General features: G+C 70.8%; 21 protein-coding genes. 4 read left to right on the top strand and 17 right to left on the bottom strand.

Going from position 1 to position 16,458, the window contains the following annotated elements:
* Positions 1-44 precede the first annotated feature (44 nt).
* From AC57BS_RS16330 to AC57BS_RS16280, 11 genes are all read right to left on the bottom strand, one after another.
* Positions 45-578: a DUF2269 domain-containing protein gene (locus tag AC57BS_RS16330; RefSeq protein ID WP_496412491.1), complete on the bottom strand. Its 534-nt coding sequence runs from the start codon at positions 576-578 to the stop codon at positions 45-47.
* Positions 575-799, bottom strand: coding sequence for a hypothetical protein (locus tag AC57BS_RS16325; RefSeq protein ID WP_496412490.1), 225 nt, complete (start codon positions 797-799; stop codon positions 575-577). The genes AC57BS_RS16330 and AC57BS_RS16325 overlap by 4 nt, the downstream gene beginning before the upstream one ends.
* Positions 800-836: 37 nt before the next feature.
* Complete coding sequence (locus AC57BS_RS16320) at positions 837-1,679, bottom strand: F510_1955 family glycosylhydrolase (RefSeq protein WP_496412489.1); 843 nt, start codon at positions 1,677-1,679, stop codon at positions 837-839.
* A gap of 82 nt (positions 1,680-1,761) precedes the next feature.
* Positions 1,762-2,412, bottom strand: a complete 651-nt coding sequence (locus tag AC57BS_RS16315; RefSeq protein ID WP_496412488.1) for a DUF305 domain-containing protein — start codon at positions 2,410-2,412, stop codon at positions 1,762-1,764.
* Positions 2,413-2,544: 132 nt separating this feature from the next.
* Positions 2,545-3,060, bottom strand: a complete 516-nt coding sequence (locus AC57BS_RS16310) for a hypothetical protein (protein ID WP_496412487.1) — start codon at positions 3,058-3,060, stop codon at positions 2,545-2,547.
* Between the two features lie 26 nt (positions 3,061-3,086).
* Positions 3,087-5,447, bottom strand: coding sequence for a heavy metal translocating P-type ATPase (locus AC57BS_RS16305; RefSeq protein ID WP_496412486.1), 2,361 nt, complete (start codon positions 5,445-5,447; stop codon positions 3,087-3,089).
* Positions 5,448-5,449: 2 nt separating this feature from the next.
* Positions 5,450-6,418 carry an ATP-binding cassette domain-containing protein gene (locus tag AC57BS_RS16300; RefSeq protein ID WP_496412485.1) on the bottom strand — a complete coding sequence of 323 codons (969 nt, stop codon included), beginning with the start codon at positions 6,416-6,418 and terminating at the stop codon, positions 5,450-5,452.
* A complete protein-coding gene (locus AC57BS_RS16295) occupies positions 6,415-7,557 on the bottom strand; it encodes an ABC transporter permease (protein ID WP_496412484.1) in 1,143 nt (380 codons plus the stop codon). The genes AC57BS_RS16300 and AC57BS_RS16295 overlap by 4 nt, the downstream gene beginning before the upstream one ends.
* Positions 7,554-8,681 (bottom strand): ABC transporter permease, encoded by a 1,128-nt coding sequence (locus AC57BS_RS16290; RefSeq protein WP_496412483.1) that lies wholly within the window; start codon positions 8,679-8,681, stop codon positions 7,554-7,556. Before AC57BS_RS16290 ends, AC57BS_RS16295 begins: the two co-directional genes overlap by 4 nt.
* Before the next feature lie 43 nt (positions 8,682-8,724).
* The gene (locus tag AC57BS_RS16285) at positions 8,725-9,054 is read right to left on the bottom strand and encodes a hypothetical protein (RefSeq protein WP_496412482.1); all 330 of its coding nucleotides are present in this window, start codon (positions 9,052-9,054) and stop codon (positions 8,725-8,727) included.
* Positions 9,051-9,296 (bottom strand): YgaP-like transmembrane domain, encoded by a 246-nt coding sequence (locus AC57BS_RS16280; protein ID WP_496412481.1) that lies wholly within the window; start codon positions 9,294-9,296, stop codon positions 9,051-9,053. The genes AC57BS_RS16285 and AC57BS_RS16280 overlap by 4 nt, the downstream gene beginning before the upstream one ends.
* Before the next feature lie 199 nt (positions 9,297-9,495).
* On the opposite strand from AC57BS_RS16280, the gene AC57BS_RS16275 reads away from it, so the two are divergent.
* Positions 9,496-9,807 carry a hypothetical protein gene (locus AC57BS_RS16275; RefSeq protein ID WP_496412480.1) on the top strand — a complete coding sequence of 104 codons (312 nt, stop codon included), beginning with the start codon at positions 9,496-9,498 and terminating at the stop codon, positions 9,805-9,807.
* Positions 9,808-9,896: 89 nt separating this feature from the next.
* Here the strand turns inward: AC57BS_RS16275 and AC57BS_RS16270 are convergent, their stop codons facing one another.
* Positions 9,897-10,325, bottom strand: a complete 429-nt coding sequence (locus AC57BS_RS16270; protein ID WP_496412479.1) for a hypothetical protein — start codon at positions 10,323-10,325, stop codon at positions 9,897-9,899.
* 29 nt (positions 10,326-10,354) lie between these two features.
* Positions 10,355-10,600, bottom strand: a complete 246-nt coding sequence (locus AC57BS_RS16265) for an SHOCT domain-containing protein (protein WP_496412478.1) — start codon at positions 10,598-10,600, stop codon at positions 10,355-10,357.
* 150 nt (positions 10,601-10,750) lie between these two features.
* On the opposite strand from AC57BS_RS16265, the gene AC57BS_RS16260 reads away from it, so the two are divergent.
* From AC57BS_RS16260 to AC57BS_RS16250, 3 genes are all read left to right on the top strand, one after another.
* A complete protein-coding gene (locus tag AC57BS_RS16260; protein WP_496412477.1) occupies positions 10,751-11,542 on the top strand; it encodes a response regulator in 792 nt (263 codons plus the stop codon).
* Complete coding sequence (locus tag AC57BS_RS16255) at positions 11,539-12,669, top strand: sensor histidine kinase (protein WP_496412476.1); 1,131 nt, start codon at positions 11,539-11,541, stop codon at positions 12,667-12,669. The genes AC57BS_RS16260 and AC57BS_RS16255 overlap by 4 nt, the downstream gene beginning before the upstream one ends.
* A 185-nt stretch (positions 12,670-12,854) precedes the next feature.
* The gene (locus AC57BS_RS16250) at positions 12,855-13,163 is read left to right on the top strand and encodes a metal-sensitive transcriptional regulator (RefSeq protein ID WP_496412475.1); all 309 of its coding nucleotides are present in this window, start codon (positions 12,855-12,857) and stop codon (positions 13,161-13,163) included.
* Positions 13,164-13,242: 79 nt separating this feature from the next.
* On the opposite strand, the gene AC57BS_RS16245 is transcribed toward AC57BS_RS16250, so the two are convergent.
* From AC57BS_RS16245 to AC57BS_RS16230, 4 genes are all read right to left on the bottom strand, one after another.
* Positions 13,243-13,935 (bottom strand): DUF305 domain-containing protein, encoded by a 693-nt coding sequence (locus tag AC57BS_RS16245; RefSeq protein WP_496412474.1) that lies wholly within the window; start codon positions 13,933-13,935, stop codon positions 13,243-13,245.
* Positions 13,936-14,035: 100 nt separating this feature from the next.
* Positions 14,036-14,443, bottom strand: a complete 408-nt coding sequence (locus AC57BS_RS16240; protein WP_496412473.1) for a four-helix bundle copper-binding protein — start codon at positions 14,441-14,443, stop codon at positions 14,036-14,038.
* Between the two features lie 95 nt (positions 14,444-14,538).
* Complete coding sequence (locus AC57BS_RS16235) at positions 14,539-15,009, bottom strand: hypothetical protein (protein WP_496412472.1); 471 nt, start codon at positions 15,007-15,009, stop codon at positions 14,539-14,541.
* A gap of 239 nt (positions 15,010-15,248) precedes the next feature.
* Positions 15,249-16,421, bottom strand: a complete 1,173-nt coding sequence (locus AC57BS_RS16230; protein ID WP_496412471.1) for an acyl-CoA dehydrogenase family protein — start codon at positions 16,419-16,421, stop codon at positions 15,249-15,251.
* Positions 16,422-16,458: the final 37 nt, after the last annotated feature.

Below are 16,458 nucleotides of genomic sequence, written 5' to 3'. Positions count from 1 at the left end.
TACGCGGGTCGACCTCGATGACGGGTGGCGCCGGTGCCGAGGCGTCACCCGGTCGCTCGGGCGCCCCGGGCGGTGTGTCGGTGCCGCTGGCCGTGCCGGGTGAGCCCCACCGGCTTGTAGGTGGCCAGCACGGTCGCAGTGGCGAGGAGCACGAGCGCGCCGGCCGAGTGCACGATCACCGACGGACTGCGAAGCAGGGCCACGTCTGCGGCGCTGAGCGGGGTGTCCCCCGCGACCTCGGCGAACCCCGACAGAGTTCGGGTGTAGAGCAGCAGCACGGCTGTGGCGACGGTGGTGATGACGAGCTTCACGATGACCCAGTAGTGCCGCCAGAGCCCCCACGAGGAGATGAGTGCCTGGGCGACGCCCGTGACGAGCGCGGCCACGGCGAGCGGCACCAGCACGGTCCAGGCGGTCCGGTCCATGGCCAGGTACACCGCGGCGACCAGCACCGTGTCGTCACTGGTCACCGCCGCCGCGCCGAGCCCCAGGTAGACGAGCACGGCGCCGAGCCAGCCGACCGACGACGCGACGTGGAGGGTCAGCCCTGCCTTGCGTACTCGGGCAGACGCCGTCATCGCACGCCGGCTGCGGCCTGCGCCGGATCGCTCGGCAGCACCTGGGAGGTGTGTCGGCCGGGGCCGTGCTCTCCGCCCGCCAGGGCGGCGCCGACGATCAGGACGATCCCCAGCACCACGGCGAGGACGACGAACCACTTAACCCAACGCGGCATGCCGGTGTAGGACGGCGCCGACCTCTCGTGCGAGGAGGAGTCGTTCGGTTCGGGCAGTGCGCTCATGGGTTCTTCTTCCGGATGGGTGGGTCTGGGCGGACGGTCACTGGCCGACCACCCGCTGCCAGGTCTCACCGTCGTCAGTGGACTCGTACACGCCCGTCGCGGTGGCCGCGTGCCATCGGCCGTCGACGGCGTCGAGCGCCTCGACCAGTCCGTCGAGGCGTCCTGCCTCCTGCCACTGCTCGCTGTCCTGGCTGGTCATGACGGTACCGTCGGCGGCGATCCCGACGAGCGGTCCGTCGGGCTGCCAGTCGATGGCCGTGAGCGTCGGCGCCCCGGCTACTGGGCGGGGCTCCTGCCCGTCGGTGGACCGGACGAGGACGCCTCGGTCGGTGGTGGCGTAGACGGCGTCGGGGTCGTCGGGGTTGGCGGCGAGGTCGTGGAGCGGTTGCGTGCTGAGAGTGGTCCAGTTCTTGCGGTCGGTGGTCGTCAGGAGTGACCCGCTGACCGAGTCATAGGCGTAGATCCGGTCCCCGACCGCCTCGATGGCGTGGAGGTCCGCCTTTCCCAGCAACGACACGGGCTTCCACGTCTCGGCGCCGTCGGTGGACTCGATCAGGCCGAGACTGGCCGGGAGTCGTTCACGCAGGTCGGGATGGCCGGACCCGAGGAAGTGACCAGGACCTACCACCGCGAAACCCATGGTGTCCTGCCACCGGTCGGCGACCCGTTCGCGCGTCCCGTCCTCGCCGATGCGGAAGACGCCGAAGTGGGAGGCCACGTAGAGCGTGCCGTCGCCTGGGTCGACGCCGAGGCCGTGCACGTGGCCCAGGGCCGTGTCCTCGGCCGCGTTCGGCGCCCCCACCGGGGACGGACTGTCGTCGCTGCCGCAGCCGGCCAGGACGAGAGCGGCGGCTCCTACGGCGAGGACGGTTGCGGTCATTCGGCGTTGCAGGTGGTCGAACATGACACTCCGGTTGCGGCGGGGGCGGTCGGGCGGGGTGAGGTCGATGCGGCTCGGTTCGTCAGGAGCCGAGCAAAGACTTCATCGTCTCGATCTCGGCCGTCTGGGTGGCCACCACGTCACCGGCGAGGTCGACCGCGGGCTTGTACTGCCCGTTCTCCTGCTGCTCCTGGGCCATCTCGACGGCACCTTCGTGGTGCTCGACCATCATCTCGAGCCACATGTCCTGGAACTCGGCGTCGGAGGTGTTCTCGAGCTCGTCGAAGTCCTCGCCCGACATCATGCCGGGCATGTCGGAGTCCATGCCCTCCATGGAGTCACCCATCCCCTCCATGTCGTGGCCGGCGCTCGCGTGGTCGCGCATCGTCTCGGGGACCTCTTCGTCCCAGTCCTGGAGCCAGTCGCTCATCGTCTCGATCTCGGGGCCCTGTGCCGCGCGGATGTCGTCGGCGAGCTGCTGCACCTCGGGGTCGAGGGTGCGGTCGACGGTCAGGTCCACCATCGAGAGTGCCTGGGCGTGGTGCTGGATCATGTCGGTCGCGAACGCGACGTCGGCGTCGTTGTGCTCGGTCTCGGACACCTGCGAGGACGCGTCGCCGACCGGTTCGTCATCGTTGCCACACGCAGTCAGCGTGAGGACGAGGCCGAGGGTCAGGCTGCCGAGCAGCACGGTGGGACGGCGCACGAGCGCGGCGGGTCGGGGGTAGCGCATGAGGTGGTTCTCCTGTTCGAGGTCATCAAGGGTCAGGCAGGTCGGGTGCGCACCGCTGGGGCAGACGTGATCCAGGCGCGACAAGGTTCAGGCGCAGCAGGGACCGTGCTGGGTCGGCGGGCTACCTGCCTGTCAGCACCTGATGACGGAGAACTGCCACACGGGCGGTGGGCCAGTGCCGCACACCCACGTCAGGACCCGGGCGCGTACGGCGGCGGGTGCGAACGAAGCCGGCAGCAGCGGCCGCCGTACGCCGACGGCCAGCAGGACGAGCAGGGTGAGCGCCGCGCCGGCGAGCATGACGGCGCACAGCATGGCCATGCCCGCCATGTCGTGTCCCGGACCCGAGCCCCCGTCGGCCCCGGTGGGGACGGCTGTGGTCCCTGTGGCGTGTTCCGCGGCGTGGGCGTGGGCGTCGTGGGAGGTGCTGGCCATCATCTCCGTGGCGTGGCCCGGCGCCGCCGTGCCGGTGGCAGCCCCTGGCGCGACGGTGGTGCCGTGGCTGGTGAGGGCGTGCATGCCGAGGATGCCGACAACGAGGGCCACGACGATTGCTGCCAGCGCAGCAGGGCCGCTGACGCGCGCAGCTGCCGGCACCCGCACGGGTCTGCGGGTGTCGGCGGCGGTGGTCGTGGGCGCGGGGCTCATCGGGTTCGATGCTACGGACGGCGCGGTCAGCCGAGCCGCTGGGTGCGGAGCCGCAGGGCGTTGATGATGACGCTGACCGACGACAGCGCCATGGCGGCCGCGGCGATGACCGGGGACAGCAGCCACCCGAACACGGGGTAGAGGACGCCGGCCGCGATGGGGATGCCCGCGGTGTTGTACGCGAAGGCGAGGAAGAGGCCCCTGCGGACGTTCGACATGACGGCGTGGGAGAGCTGGCGGGCGTGGGCGATGCCGTTGAGGTCGCCGCGGAGGAGGGTGACACCGGCGGACTCGATGGCGACGTCGGTGCCGGTCCCCATGGCCAGGCCCACGTCGGCGGCCGCGAGGGCGGGGGCGTCGTTGACTCCGTCGCCGGCGAACGCGACGACGCGGCCTTCGGCGCGCAGGCGGTTGACGACGTCTGCCTTGTGGTCGGGCAGCACCTCAGCCTCGACGCGGTCGATGCCGAGGTCGGCGGCGACGGCCTGCGCGGTGACCTGGTTGTCGCCGGTGAGCATGATGACCTCGATGCCCTCCTTGCGGAGCGCAGCCAAGGCGGCGGGGGTGGTGTCCTTGACCTGGTCGGCGATGCCGATGACGCCCGCCGGCTGCCCGTCGATGGCGACGAGGACGGCCGTGGCGCCGCTGCGGCGCAGCTCGTCCGCCGGCCCAGCCAGCTCTGCCGGGTCAACGCCCTGGCTGGTGAGGAACCCGGTCGTGCCGATGAGCACCCGGCGGCCTTCGACGGTGCCGAGGACGCCCTTGCCGGCGGGCGCGTCGAAGTCAGCCACCTCAGGCAGCCTGCCGCTCGACTGGGCCTGGGCCTTCTCGACGATGGCGCGGGCCAGGGGGTGCTCGGAGGCGTTCTCCACGGCGGCTGCGAGCCGCAGCAGCTCGTGGGCGTCGTGGCCGGTGGCGGGGTGGATGGCGGTGACGGCGGGCTTGCCTTCGGTGAGGGTACCGGTCTTGTCGACGACGACGGTGTTGACCTTCTCCATCCGCTCGAGCGCTTCGGCGTTCTTGATGAGGACACCCATCTGGGCGCCGCGGCCGACGCCGACCATGATGGACATGGGTGTGGCCAGGCCGAGGGCACACGGGCAGGCGATGATCAGGACGCTCACCGCGACCACGAGGGCGTGCGCCAGCTGCGGGTCGGGTCCGACGAGGGCCCAGACGACGAACGCGAGCACGGCGATGCCGATGACGGTGGGCACGAACACCGCGGAGACCCGGTCGACGGTGCGCTGGATGGGGGCTCGGGAGCGTTGCGCCTCGGCGACCATGTTGACGATGCGGGCCAGCATCGTGTCGCGGCCCACCGCGGTGGCGCGCACCAGCAACGCGCCGGTCTGGTTGAGGGTGCCGCCGATGGCGTTGTCGCCGGCATGCTTCGTCACCGGCATCGACTCGCCGGTGACCAGCGACTCGTCGACGGCGGAGTTCCCGTCCTCGACGAGACCGTCGACGGGGACCTTCTCGCCGGGGCGCACGCGCAGGAGGTCGCCGAGCTGGACCTGGTCAAGGGTGACCTCCTCGTCGGTGCCGTCGTCGCGGATGCGGCGGGCGGTCTTCGGGGAGAGGTCGAGGAGCGCCTTGATGGCACCCGAGGTCGCCTCGCGGGCGCGGAGCTCGAGGACCTGGCCGAGCAGTACGAGGGTGGTGATGACGGCGGCTGCCTCGAAGTACACGTCGACGGCGCCGTCAGTGCGGAAGGCGTCGGGGAAGATGCCGGGCGCGACGGTGGCGACGACGCTGAACAGCCAGGCGACGCCGGTGCCCATCGCGATGAGCGTGAACATGTTCAGGTTCCGGGTTCGCACCGATGCCCAGCCGCGGACGAAGAACGGCCAGCCGGCCCACAGCACCACCGGGGTGGCGAGGGCAAGCTGAATCCACGTCGACGCGGTCGCGGAGACGTTGTCGTGCAGCCACGGGACGAGGTCTCGGCCCATGCCGAGGATGAGGACCGGGATGGACAGGGCCACGCCGATCCAGAACCGGCGAGTCATGTCGCGCAGCTCCTCGGAGGGCCCCGCGTCAGCGGTGACCATCACGGGTTCGAGGGCCATGCCGCAGATCGGGCAGGTGCCCGGCCCGTCCTGCCGGATCTCGGGGTGCATCGGGCACGTGTACTCGACCACCTCGGCACCGGATGCGGCCGGAGCCGGCTGGCTGGGTGCGCTGCCGGGGGCGCTGCTGGACGCGTGGATGAACGCCTCCGGGTCCGCGAGGAACCGGGACCGGCAGTGCTCGGAGCAGAAGTGGTGGGTGACGCCTTCGTGCTCGACGAGGTGCTCGGTCGTGGCGGGGTCGACGTCCATGCCGCACACGGGGTCCTTGACCGCTCCGCTCTGAGCGGTGACGTGGTGCTGGTGGCTGCTCATGACTAGATGATACCCCCTGGGGGTATGTCCGCAACCCCTGGTTCGACGACGGCTGGGCGAGGTGGGGCGAAGTGGTCGGGGTCGTCGGCGTACTCGCGTCGGCACCCGTCGGAGCAGAACCACACGGTGCGTCCGAGCCGTTCGAGGCTGGGCCCGGTCGGCTCGACGGCCATCCCGCAGACGGGGTCGATGACCATGGCGGCGACCTCGCGGAACGCGCCGTCCTCCATCCACAGGACGCGGTCGGCGACTTCGCGCAGGCGTTCGTCGTGGCTGACGATGACGACCGAGCGGTGGTCCTCGTCGGCGAGGGTGCGCAGCAGCCGTGCGAGGTCGCGGCCGCGGGACGCGTCGAGGTTCGCAGTGGGTTCGTCAGCGAGCAGGACGGGCGGGTCGTTGGCCAGCGCGCGGGCCAGGGCGACGCGCTGCTGCTCGCCTCCTGACATCTGTGAGGGTCGGGCGGTGGCGCGGTGGGTGAGCCCGACTCGTTCGAGCAGCTCGGCGGCGCGGGCGTGGGCGGGCGCCCCGGTGAGGCCGGCGATGTTGGCGGCGACGGCGATGTTCTCGGTGGCGGTGAGCGCGTCGAGCAAGGCGTAGTCCTGGAAGATGAACCCGAAGGAGTGGGCGCGCAGGGCGGGCAGGGCTCGTTCGGCAGCGGTGGCGATGTCGATGCTCACGCCGGCCCGGTCGGTGACCAGTATCGAGCCGGTGGTGGGTCGCAGCAGTGCGCCCAGCATCAGCAGCAGCGTCGTCTTGCCGGACCCGCTGGGCCCCATCACGAGCAGGACCTCGCCGGCGCGGACGTCGAGGTCCACGGCGTCGACCGCGCGGACCTCGGTGGCCCCGGCGCCGTACGTCTTGGTGAGCCCCCGCACTCGCAGGGGCGCGATGTTCGCCGCCTCGGTGCCGGGCGTCGCCGCTGGGCGGGTGGCGTCGGTCGGCGCGGGGCGATGAGTGCGGGCGGTGTTCATCGGGTCTCCCTGAACGCGGTAGCGGCATCGACCGAGGCGATCCGGCGCAGCGGCCACACTGCGGCGGCCAGGCCGACGAGGAGGGCCAGGGCGGTGGTGCGAGCGGCGGCGGGAACGGTCACGACGATCTGGACGGTGGGAGCGGCGAGCGGGATGAGCCAGGCCAGGACGAGCGCTGCCGCGACGGCGACCCCCACGGCCAGGGTGATGGTCCACAGCACCTGCACGACCACGGCGCCGAAGAGTCGGCGGGTGGTCGAGCCCAGCGCCTTCAGGACGGCGAAGTCCCGCACCCTGGACAACGTGGCCCCCATGAGGCCGAGCGCGATGACGGCCAACGCGATGAGCAGCCCGATGGTCGACATGAGGCGGAGCAGGTCGGCGCTCATGTCGGTCACGACGCGCGCCTCGGAGGCAGCGAACTCCTCGCGGGTCTGCACGGTCGCCTCCGGCAGCGCCGTCCGCAGCCGCGCGGCGACGGCCGCCGGGACGCGGTCGTCGTCAGCGCGGACCAGGACGTAGGACGTCTGGTCGGAGTGGATGCGCGCGAACTCGGCCCTGTCCACGAAGGTGGTGGTGTTGGTGATGCTGGTGCCGCCGGCGGAGAGCCCGACCACTCGCAGAGGGGTGCCCATCACGGTCACGCGACCGCCGAGGCTGACTCCCAGCTGCTCGGCCGCCTCCTCGTCGAGAATCGCCTCACCGGGACCTGGTGTGCGGCCGTCGACGAGGCGGGCGCCTCCGCGGCCGGTGTCGGTGTCGTAGCCGATGAGGTAGGTGAGCTGTCGTCCCTTGGGTCCGGCGATCGAGCCGGACGCGAACCCGATGGGGGCGGCCCAGGCAATGCCGGGCACGGCCGCAGCAGCCGAGACGGTCTCGGGCGGCAGGGCGGATGCGCTCATGTGCATGGTGCGCACCCCTGCCTGGGAGATGAAGATGTCGGCCGGCGACGTGCGGATGTAGCGGGTGACCTGTTCGACCGCTCCAGCGAAGATGCCACCGAGGACCAGGACCAGCAGCAGCGACGTGGCGACACCGAGGACAGTGAGAGTGGCCCGGCGCCGTTCGACGAACAGCAGCCGGCGTCCCACCGGCACGCCGGGCGCCGGCGCGGGGAGGTAGCGCGGGCGAATGGTCATGGCTGGCTCCGGAACGCGGAGGCGGCGTCCATGCGGGCGAGGCGGTGTGCGGGTAACCAGGCGGCGAGCACGCTCATCGCCGCGGCCGCGAGAGCGGCTTGGGCGAGCGTTGCGGGGGTGAGCTCGACGGGGAACGCGGGACGCCACCAGGCCAGGACGGTGCGGGCGAGCAGGAACAAGGCGACGGCAGCGATGGCACCGAGGCCGGTCAGGGTGACGGTCTGGGTCACCGCGATGCGTCGGATCCGCGCGGGGGTCGCGCCGAGCGCCTTGAGGACCCCGAGGTCTCGTTGCTGCTCGACGACACGCGTGTAGGCGACCAAGGCCACGATGAGGGTGCCGGCGATGAACGCGACGCCGACCATCAGCCGGACCGGGGACCCGTAGATCTTGGTGGCCTGCGTCAGTGACGCAGCGTGCAGCTGGGCGGGTGTGCGGACGGTGTAGCCAGCCTGACCCAGTGCCTGCGAGGTGGCGGCCGGGTCGGAGGTCGTGACGAGGACGGACCCGGTCGTGTCCGGGCTGCGCAGCATCTGGTTCATCGCCTCGGTGGTGGTGAAGACCAGGGGTGTCATGAACAGGGCGGTGTCGTCGGTGAGCCCGACGACACGCATCGGGTGGCCGAGCATGGGCAGCCGGGAACCGAGGTCCAGGTCGTGCTGGTCAGCGAAGAGCGCATCCACGGCGACCTCGTCGATCGCTCGGGGGGCTGCGCCGCGGGTGAACGACCACGGGCCGCCGAGCGTGCTGGAGGGGTCGCTGGCGACGGCCGCGACGGCGGCCTTGCCGTGGGGCAGCTCGAGGATGAGGTACATGGTGCGCAGCGAGGCGGCCTGGTCGACTCCGGTGACGTCCGCGACCGCCTCGACGGTGGGTCCGGGCAGGACCCCGGGGTCGGCGAACAGGTTGGCGGTGTCGGGCGGTACGACGACCAGGTCGGCGCCGAGGTGGTCGTCGTAGGTCGTGACCCGGTCCTGCACACCGGCCCAGAGCCCGGAGAGCAGCAGCATCAGCATCAGCGCCATCCCGATTCCGACCGCGCCGGCGCCCGTGCGCACCGGCCGGGCGGCGAGCAGCCGCCGGGTGACCGGCACGGAACCGCTGCTGCGGGTGCGGGTGCTCATCTCAGCTCACGTCCTCGCCCTGCGACTGCGGTGGCCGTCGCGGCTACTTGTGGTCGTGGCCGCCGGGCATGGCGAGCATCATCACGGCCATCATGGCGGTGCACAGCAGGGCGCCGACGATGGCGCCGGAACCCGCGACACCGGTCGCGACGAGCGCAACGGCTAGCAGGATCATGGGGATGCAGCAGACGAGCATCATCAGCCCGTGCCCGCCGTGCCCGCTGTGGCCGGCGTTGGGCTCTTGTGCCGGGAGCTGAGCGTCCGTGACGGGCTCGGAGGCCTTCTGGTTGGCGAATGGTGAGTACGGGGCTTCGTACGGCCACGGCTGTGGGTCGTGGTGAGGGTGGTGGTCCATCCAGCGGGGCGTTGTCATGACGTCCGTCCTTTCACCGATGCGGGCACGTGGCCCAGGCGTGCGTACAGCGGGCAGTGCCCGAGCGCGCCGGTGATGACCAGGTCGAGCCCGGCAACCACCAGCAGCAGCTCGAGGGCGACCGCCAGGACCGAGCCGGCTCCGGCCAGCAGCAGCAGGCCGGCCGCGGTGGCCGCGCCGCCCAGGACGATGCGGGCCGCCCGCTCGGCGGGGGTGATGTTGATGCTCCGACGGGTGCTCATGATGTCCTCCAACGCTCTTCTGAGCCGCGTCCTCAGGCTCCCTTCCAGCGTGATGCGGGCGAGTGAAGGTGAGCGCCGGGCTGGTGTGAAGGTTCGTTGAAGATCTCCATCCCGAGAACGGTCGGGCGGACCCAGCGGTGGGTGCTCGCGTGTGTGCCGGTTGACTGCGTGCCACCGTCCGGCTGGCATGGTGGTGGCCATGGACGTGGAGCTGCTGGTTGTACCGAACTGCCCGAACGAGGCCGTGGCCTACGACCTGATCTGCGCTGCGCTCACCGACCTGGGCGTAGTGGCTTCGGTGAGGACGACGGTCATCCAGTCCGAGGAGCAAGCGCAGACGCGTGGGTTCATCGGGTCGCCGACATTCCTCTTCAACGGTCAGGACCCGTTCAGTGAACCTGGCGCCGTCGCGTCGGTGGCGTGCCGGATGTACCGGTCCGACACGGCTCTGGCCGGAGTGCCAGCACGCGACGACCTTCGCGAGGCCCTGCGCGCGGGCGCGCTGGCCTGACGCGCCACCGCCTGACGGCCACAGGACCGCCGTGGACGCGGGAGGCTGCGCTGCGCCGGACCCCACTTAGCCGCCGCTGGGCGCCCGGCTCACTCGTGATGACTGCCGTGGTCGGACGGTGTGGGCGTCTGCACCGGGACCGGGCCGGGGTCGGGCTCGTCGCCGCTGATGGCGGGGCCGACGACGAACGCGGAGAGGGAGAACATGAGCGCGAAGACGCCCAGCGCCACCGCTGGTGCCTTCCAGGTGCCGAAGCGTCGATACAGCCGACATAGGAGCGGAAGAGAGAACACGATGCCAAGCACGGCGAACAGCACGTTTCCGGTCGCGCCGCTCACCAACACCGCACCGCCCAGCAGCCCCGCGTGATGGAGCACGTGGGGCAGCAGCCCCATCACGGCCCCGATGGCGGCCGTCACGGCGTTCCAGGCGCTCCCCAGTACACGCTGGATGCGGGGCCGCGGCCGGCGCTCGGAGGTCGACGTGGGGTCGGGGCCCGCGCGGTCGCCGGTCTTCATCGTCTGCAGGCTCTCCGGCGTTCGACCGGTCAACGCACCGACGTACGCAGGACCGCGGCCCGGGCGTGGTACTCGTCCTCGTCGATCTCCCCGCGCGCGAACCGCTGGTCGAGAATGTCCATCGGGTCCTGGAGCGAGGCCGGCTGCCGTCCCTGCGTGGCTCCTCGGAACAACGCGACGACTGCCAGGACGACGAGCGCCCAGAACGCGACCATCGCGAGGGCCATCACCAGCCACCCGCCCCACCCGGTGCCGTCGTGGTACCAACCCATCATCGTCCTCAGCTCCTCGGCTCGTTCCTGACTCCCACTGTGCACGGAAGACCACCGCGCCCCGGTCGCGATCGTGTGAAGGTTCGCTGAAGATGCGTCCGCCACGTCCGCTACCCCCCACCTCGCGGACGCCGGGCTGCCACGATGGGCGGTATGGCAGAACACGGCGGTGAGGACGGCGCCTCCCCGGCTGCGCCCGTCGCCAGCCGGCGGCCGCCGTCGGGGCTCCGGGCGATGGTCGTCGAGGACGAGCAGAAGCTGGCCGAGCTGCTGGGCAGCTACCTCGAGCACGACGGTTTCGAGGTCTCAGTCGTCCACGACGGCCTGGACGCGGTCGCAACCGCCCGCGGAGTCGACCCGGACGTGGTCGTCCTCGACCTGGGCCTGCCCGGCCTGGACGGAGTCGAGGTCTGCCGGCAGCTCCGTACGTTCTCAGACGCCTACGTCGTGATGCTCACCGCCCGCAGCGACGAGGTGGACACCCTCATCGGCCTGTCGGTCGGCGCCGACGACTACATGACCAAGCCGTTCAGTCCGCGCGAGTTGATGGCTCGAGTCCAGACGATGTTCCGCCGTCCGCGAGCAACCGGGAAGCCGTCCGCCGCGCCCGCCGGGCCCCCTGGGCTGGGCGCGCTGGAAGGGGCGCGACGGTTCGGGACGCTGGCGGTGGACCCGGTCGGTCGCGACGTGTGGCTGGACGGCGAGACGGTGGCGTTGACGCGCACCGAGTTCGACCTGCTCGCCACCTTGTCCGAACACCCTCGGATGGCGTTCAGCCGCCATCAGCTCATCGAGGCCGTCTGGGGGCCGTCGTGGGTGGGTGACGAGCACCTGGTCGACGTGCATGTCGGGCACCTGCGCCGCAAGCTCGGCGACGGCCCCGTCGAGGGCCGGTTCGTGCGCACGGTTCGCGGTGTCGGCTACCGGATGGGCGCGGGGCAGTGAACGACGCTCCGATCACCCCACCGTCGCACCCGCGCCGCACGCGGGCTCGGTTTGCGGCCCGGCTGCTGGTCGCGCAGGCGCTCGTCCTGGTGGCCGGTGCGCTCACCACGTGGCTGGTGGCCTCCCTGGTCGGACCCACGATCTTCGCCAACCACCTCGAGCGGGCCGGGGACGACCACACGGTCGAGGAGACCGGCCACCTGGAGGAGGCGTTCGCGTCGGCGCTGCTGGTGTCCATCGGGTTGGCGCTGGTGGCCTCGGTGCTCGCCGCGCTGGCCGTGTCGTGGTACTTCAGCCGTCGGGTGCAGCGATCGATCGACGCCGTCGCCGCCGCCGCGTCGCAGATCGCGACCGGTACCTACGGCGCCCGGGTCGCCGACCCGGGCCTGGGTGAGGAGTTCACGACGCTGGCGCTCAGCTACAACCGGCTGGCGGAGAGGCTGGCGGCCACTGAGCAGACCAGACGACAGATGCTGGCCGACCTGGCACACGAGATGCGCACCCCGCTGGCCACCATCGACGCGCACCTCGAGGCCGTCGAGGACGGCATCCGGCCGCTCGACGAGAACACGTTGGCTGTGGTCCGCGGCTCCACCGGCCGGCTCCGACGACTCGCCGAGGACATGACCGCCCTGTCCCGCGCCGAGGAAGCCACGCACGTCAGCCCAGCCCCAGTGGACGCCGCTGCGCTGGCACGCACGGCCGCCGAAGCCGCCCGTGATCGGTTCACCGCCAAGGGTGTGCGCCTGGTCGCCGACCTGGACGACGCGGGCCAGGTGAGCGTGGACGCCGACCGCCTCGGCCAGGTGCTCGGCAATCTGCTCGACAACGCGCTGCGCCACACGCCCGCGAGCGGGACAGTCATGTTGACGTGCCGTCGCGTTGGAGAGTGGGTCGAGTACCGGGTCGCCGACACGGGCGAGGGCGTCGCGACCGAACACCTGGCGCACCTGTTCGACCGCTTCTACCGCGCCGACACCGGCCGGGACCGGCGCCAGGGAGGTTCCGGCATCGGCCTGGCCATCGCGAAGGCACTCGTCGAGGCGCACGGCGGCGGCATCTCCGCCACCAGCGCCGGAAACGGACAGGGCGCTACGTTCACCGTTCGTCTTCCCGCCGGCGTCTAGCCGAGCGCCCTACGGCCCACGCCGCAGTCTTCAACGGATCTTCACAGTTCCTCGCCCTTTCCGATGGGTGACGTGTCGCACGGTGGAGGTGCAGGTCGCTGCGGTCGCAGCGCCCACCGCGACGACCATCAGGAATGGGGTGCGGGCCACGGCCCGGCAGTCCATCAACGGCGAAGAAGTAGGCGATGAACGCGATGAACGCGATGAACGCCGAGCCACGGTGCATCACCGACGAGCGGGCCGTGCTCATCCGGTTGCACAAGATCGAGGGCCAGGTCCGGGGGCTGGAGCGCATGGTCGACTCCGACGCGTCCTGCATCGACGTCCTCACCCAGGTGGCTGCTGCGACCCGGGCGTTGCAGAGCGTCGCGTTGACTCTGCTCGACGAGCACATGCGCCGCTGCGTCGCGCACGCGACCTTGAACCCTCGTGACGACAGTCAGCCGGGGGTGGATGAGGCGATGAGCGCCATCACCAGGCTGGTCCGTTCGTAACAGACATGCGCCCGCGCCGGGTGGTGGAGGCCTGACCGAAGAGTTGTGGCCCCCGGTCAGGCCTCCAGACGCCGAGAGATCAGCGGGCCACGTTGCCGACCAACGGGAGAGCGAGAAGCGCACGCAGAAGTGTCTGCGCGGCGCGCCAAGCGTCCCGCTGACCCGTGGCCGTGCCCTCGAAGTTCGGGACCGGTCGCTGCTCGGCCTCCTCCGACGTCGTGGCCGGGCCGTTCTCCTCGATGTCCTGGACCAGCCAGTCCATCTCCTTGATCTCCTTGCGCTGCGCGGCCGTGATGCCGTCGGCCAGCTCGCGCACCCGGACGTCCTCGATTCCGGCCCTCTCGCTGGTCAGGATGGCGATGGAGTGGTGCGGGATCATCGCCTTCATGTAGCTCTCGTCGTCGACGAGCGCCTGGGAGCGGGACAGGTAGAGCGCCGTGCCACCGAGGACGAGCGCTCCCACGACGATGGCGACGTTCACCGTGCGGTTGCGATACATCATCCCCCACATGAAGGCCAGCATGATGAGCGCCATCGCCGCGCCCATGAGCAGCGCCATGTAGAGGCGCTCCTCGCTGAAGCGGACATGGTCGGCGCTGAAGGCGTTGGTGTAGGTGAGGGCGAACATCACGAGGGTCGACGTCGCGATCATCAGGCCGAAACGCAGGTACATCTTCGCCTCGTGCCGGCCGTCGTGGTCTGGGCTGTTGCCGCTGGAGCTGTTGTCCTCGTGCTGGTCCTGGCGCTGGTCGTTCTGCTCGTGCTGAGTCATGGTGGTCGTCGGTCCTTCCAGTCTGTGGTCCGCGCTTGCGTGCGCGGCGGCACGGATGACCGGCCCCGCGGGGCCGGTCATCCGCCGGTGCGGTCGGTTCTCAGCCGATGGCGGCCAGGACGCGGTTGCAGGCGTCCTCGCAGCGGCGGCACGCCTCGGCGCAGATGCGGCAGTGCTCGTGCATCTCGGCGTGCTGCTCGCACTCCTCGGCGCAGGACTTGCACGCCTGCGCGCACGCCTGGAGCACCGCCCGGGTGATGTTCGCGTCGTAGCCGGTGTGGCGTGACAGCACCCGTCCGGTGGTCTCGCAGATGTCGGCGCAGTCGGCGTTCGTGCGGATGCACTTGGTCAGCTCGGCGACCATCTCCTCGCTCAGGCACGCATCGGCGCACGCAGTGCACGTCTGGGCGCACTCCACGCACGCGGCCACGCACTGTGCCAGGAGCTCGCGGTCGGCGTTGATCTCGGCGGGGTAGGTCTTCATCATCTCGGTGATCGTGCTGGACATTGTCTTCTCTCCGTCTCTCGTTGGTGTGGACCTGCTGTACGGGTGTGCGTAGTCGCGTCACGGCCAAGCCGTGGCGCAGGCGAACGCACCAGCCCTCAGGTCCGGATCACCGGAGAGAAGCGAGGCGGATCTCGGGGCGGAGGGCCCCTGAGCACGCGCGCGAGCCAGGAGGCGGGAAACGTCAGCCGCGGTGACAGTGCTGCAGTCGCGTGTGTTGACCCGGGCCACCATCCGCGGCGATGCAGAAGCACCGCAGCGGCGCACAAGATCGCCAAGCAGGCGCCGAGCAGGTGAAGCGTGTGAGCGGCAGTGCCGCGGTCGTCGCTGCTGTGGTCAGGCCGGACGGTCAGAACCTCGCCGGCGGCCAGCCAGGGGTCCGTCGGCACGGTCAGGCTGTCGGCTCCAGGGGCGGCGCCGGACGTCGGGGACGCGGAGACCGACATGCCGACATGGCGCGCGAACACGTCATCGCCGGAGGCTCCCATCAGGACGAAGAGCGAGGCCATCACGCAGGCAACCAGCCATCCGTGGGCTGGCTTCAAGAGCAACGTCGCGTGCGTGCGCATCAGCAACACCGTACCCAGTTGCCGTCCTCACATGCCGATCCGCCGGAACGGCGGCCGGCCGGCGCTCGTGCTCGTCGTCGAGCAGGATCACGGTCGCGGACGTGTCACACAAGCGACACACAGACCGTGCGGACGGGTGCGTCTCGGTGCTTGAAGATGCCGAACTCGGCCATTGTCACGTCGCGCCTGTCTGGCACCATGGCCACAGGATTCGCCGCTTTGGACCGCAAACCCGCAGGTCAGAGCTGTGACTGAACCCCTGCAAGGAGCTGGCGCGCCATCACGATGCGCTGGACCTGGTTGGTGCCCTCGTAGATCTGGGTGATCTTGGCGTCGCGCATCATCCGCTCGACCGGGTAGTCGCGGGTGAAGCCGTAGCCGCCGAGCACCTGCACGGCGTTGACGGTGACCTCCATCGCGACATCGGAGGCGAAGCACTTGGCAGCCGCACCGAAGAAGGTGAGGTCGTCGTCGCCGCGCTCGGAGCGACCTGCGGCGGCGTACGTCATCTGGCGGGCGGCCTCGACCTTCATGCCCATGTCGGCGAGCATGAACTGCATGCCCTGGAAGTCCGCGATCGACTTCCCGAACTGCTGGCGCTCCTTGGCGTACTCCAGGGCGTAGTCGAGCGCTCCCTGCGCGACGCCCACGGCCTGTGCGGCGATGGTGACGCGGGTGTGGTCGAGGGTCTTCATCGCGGTGGTGAAGCCGCTGCCCTCCTCGCCGATCATGCGGGAGGCGGGGATGCGGACCTTGTCGAGGTAGACCTCGCGGGTCGGCGAGCCCTTGATGCCGAGCTTCTTCTCCGGGGCGCCGAAGGAGACACCCTCGTCGGACTTCTCGACCACGAAGGCGGAGATGCCGCCGCGGGTCTTCTTCTCGGCGTCGGTGACGGCCATGACCGTGTAGAACTCCGACTCGCCGGCGTTGGTGATCCAGCGCTTCACGCCGTCGAGCACCCACTCGTCACCGTCGCGGACCGCCCGGGTCTTCATGCCACCCGCGTCGGAGCCGGCGTCCGGCTCGGAGAGGCAGTAGGAGAAACCGCCCTCGCCCTTGGCGAGCTTGGTCAGGTAGGTCTGCTTGAGCTCCTCGGAGCCCGCGATCTGCACCGGCAGCGAGCCGAGCTTGTTGACCGCGGGGATCAGCGAGGACGACACGCACGCGCGGGCGACCTCCTCGATCACGAGGACGGTGGCGAGCGCGTCCGCGCCGGCACCGCCGTACGCCTCCGGCACGTGCGGGGCGTGGAAGTCGGACGCGAGCAGCGCCTCGGCAGCCTCGTGCGGGTAGCGCGCCTCCTCGTCGACGGCCGCGGCGAACGGCGCGATCTTGGCGTCGGCGACCGCGCGGACCGCCTCGCGGATGGCCTGGTGCTCCTCGGACAGGGCGTAGAGGGGGAACTCGCTCATGGCCCGGATTCTAGGACGTCCAAGCTTCTCGGAGGAG

The sequence above is a fragment of the Nocardioides sp. BGA-UO-ETr-FS32 genome, assembly GCF_059567905.1.
Note: the sequence above shows the minus strand (reverse complement) of the source record. Positions and strands in the feature narration are given on the sequence as shown.

What these genes read in the sequence shown, in the direction of transcription:
- AC57BS_RS16300 (WP_496412485.1), bottom strand. Translation starts at nt 6,418, where the DNA reads ATGAACACCGCCCGCACTCATCGCCCCGCGCCGACCGACGCCACCCGC.
- AC57BS_RS16270 (WP_496412479.1), bottom strand. Translation starts at nt 10,325, where the DNA reads ATGAAGACCGGCGACCGCGCGGGCCCCGACCCCACGTCGACCTCCGAG.
- AC57BS_RS16235 (WP_496412472.1), bottom strand. Translation starts at nt 15,009, where the DNA reads ATGCGCACGCACGCGACGTTGCTCTTGAAGCCAGCCCACGGATGGCTG.
- AC57BS_RS16250 (WP_496412475.1), top strand. Translation starts at nt 12,855, where the DNA reads ATGAACGCGATGAACGCGATGAACGCCGAGCCACGGTGCATCACCGAC.
- AC57BS_RS16325 (WP_496412490.1), bottom strand. Translation starts at nt 799, where the DNA reads ATGAGCGCACTGCCCGAACCGAACGACTCCTCCTCGCACGAGAGGTCG.
- AC57BS_RS16310 (WP_496412487.1), bottom strand. Translation starts at nt 3,060, where the DNA reads ATGAGCCCCGCGCCCACGACCACCGCCGCCGACACCCGCAGACCCGTG.
- AC57BS_RS16265 (WP_496412478.1), bottom strand. Translation starts at nt 10,600, where the DNA reads ATGATGGGTTGGTACCACGACGGCACCGGGTGGGGCGGGTGGCTGGTG.
- AC57BS_RS16330 (WP_496412491.1), bottom strand. Translation starts at nt 578, where the DNA reads ATGACGGCGTCTGCCCGAGTACGCAAGGCAGGGCTGACCCTCCACGTC.
- AC57BS_RS16280 (WP_496412481.1), bottom strand. Translation starts at nt 9,296, where the DNA reads ATGAGCACCCGTCGGAGCATCAACATCACCCCCGCCGAGCGGGCGGCC.
- AC57BS_RS16295 (WP_496412484.1), bottom strand. Translation starts at nt 7,557, where the DNA reads ATGACCATTCGCCCGCGCTACCTCCCCGCGCCGGCGCCCGGCGTGCCG.
- AC57BS_RS16240 (WP_496412473.1), bottom strand. Translation starts at nt 14,443, where the DNA reads ATGTCCAGCACGATCACCGAGATGATGAAGACCTACCCCGCCGAGATC.
- AC57BS_RS16290 (WP_496412483.1), bottom strand. Translation starts at nt 8,681, where the DNA reads ATGAGCACCCGCACCCGCAGCAGCGGTTCCGTGCCGGTCACCCGGCGG.
- AC57BS_RS16275 (WP_496412480.1), top strand. Translation starts at nt 9,496, where the DNA reads ATGGACGTGGAGCTGCTGGTTGTACCGAACTGCCCGAACGAGGCCGTG.
- AC57BS_RS16315 (WP_496412488.1), bottom strand. Translation starts at nt 2,412, where the DNA reads ATGCGCTACCCCCGACCCGCCGCGCTCGTGCGCCGTCCCACCGTGCTG.
- AC57BS_RS16260 (WP_496412477.1), top strand. Translation starts at nt 10,751, where the DNA reads ATGGCAGAACACGGCGGTGAGGACGGCGCCTCCCCGGCTGCGCCCGTC.
- AC57BS_RS16230 (WP_496412471.1), bottom strand. Translation starts at nt 16,421, where the DNA reads ATGAGCGAGTTCCCCCTCTACGCCCTGTCCGAGGAGCACCAGGCCATC.
- AC57BS_RS16305 (WP_496412486.1), bottom strand. Translation starts at nt 5,447, where the DNA reads ATGAGCAGCCACCAGCACCACGTCACCGCTCAGAGCGGAGCGGTCAAG.
- AC57BS_RS16320 (WP_496412489.1), bottom strand. Translation starts at nt 1,679, where the DNA reads ATGACCGCAACCGTCCTCGCCGTAGGAGCCGCCGCTCTCGTCCTGGCC.
- AC57BS_RS16245 (WP_496412474.1), bottom strand. Translation starts at nt 13,935, where the DNA reads ATGACTCAGCACGAGCAGAACGACCAGCGCCAGGACCAGCACGAGGAC.
- AC57BS_RS16285 (WP_496412482.1), bottom strand. Translation starts at nt 9,054, where the DNA reads ATGACAACGCCCCGCTGGATGGACCACCACCCTCACCACGACCCACAG.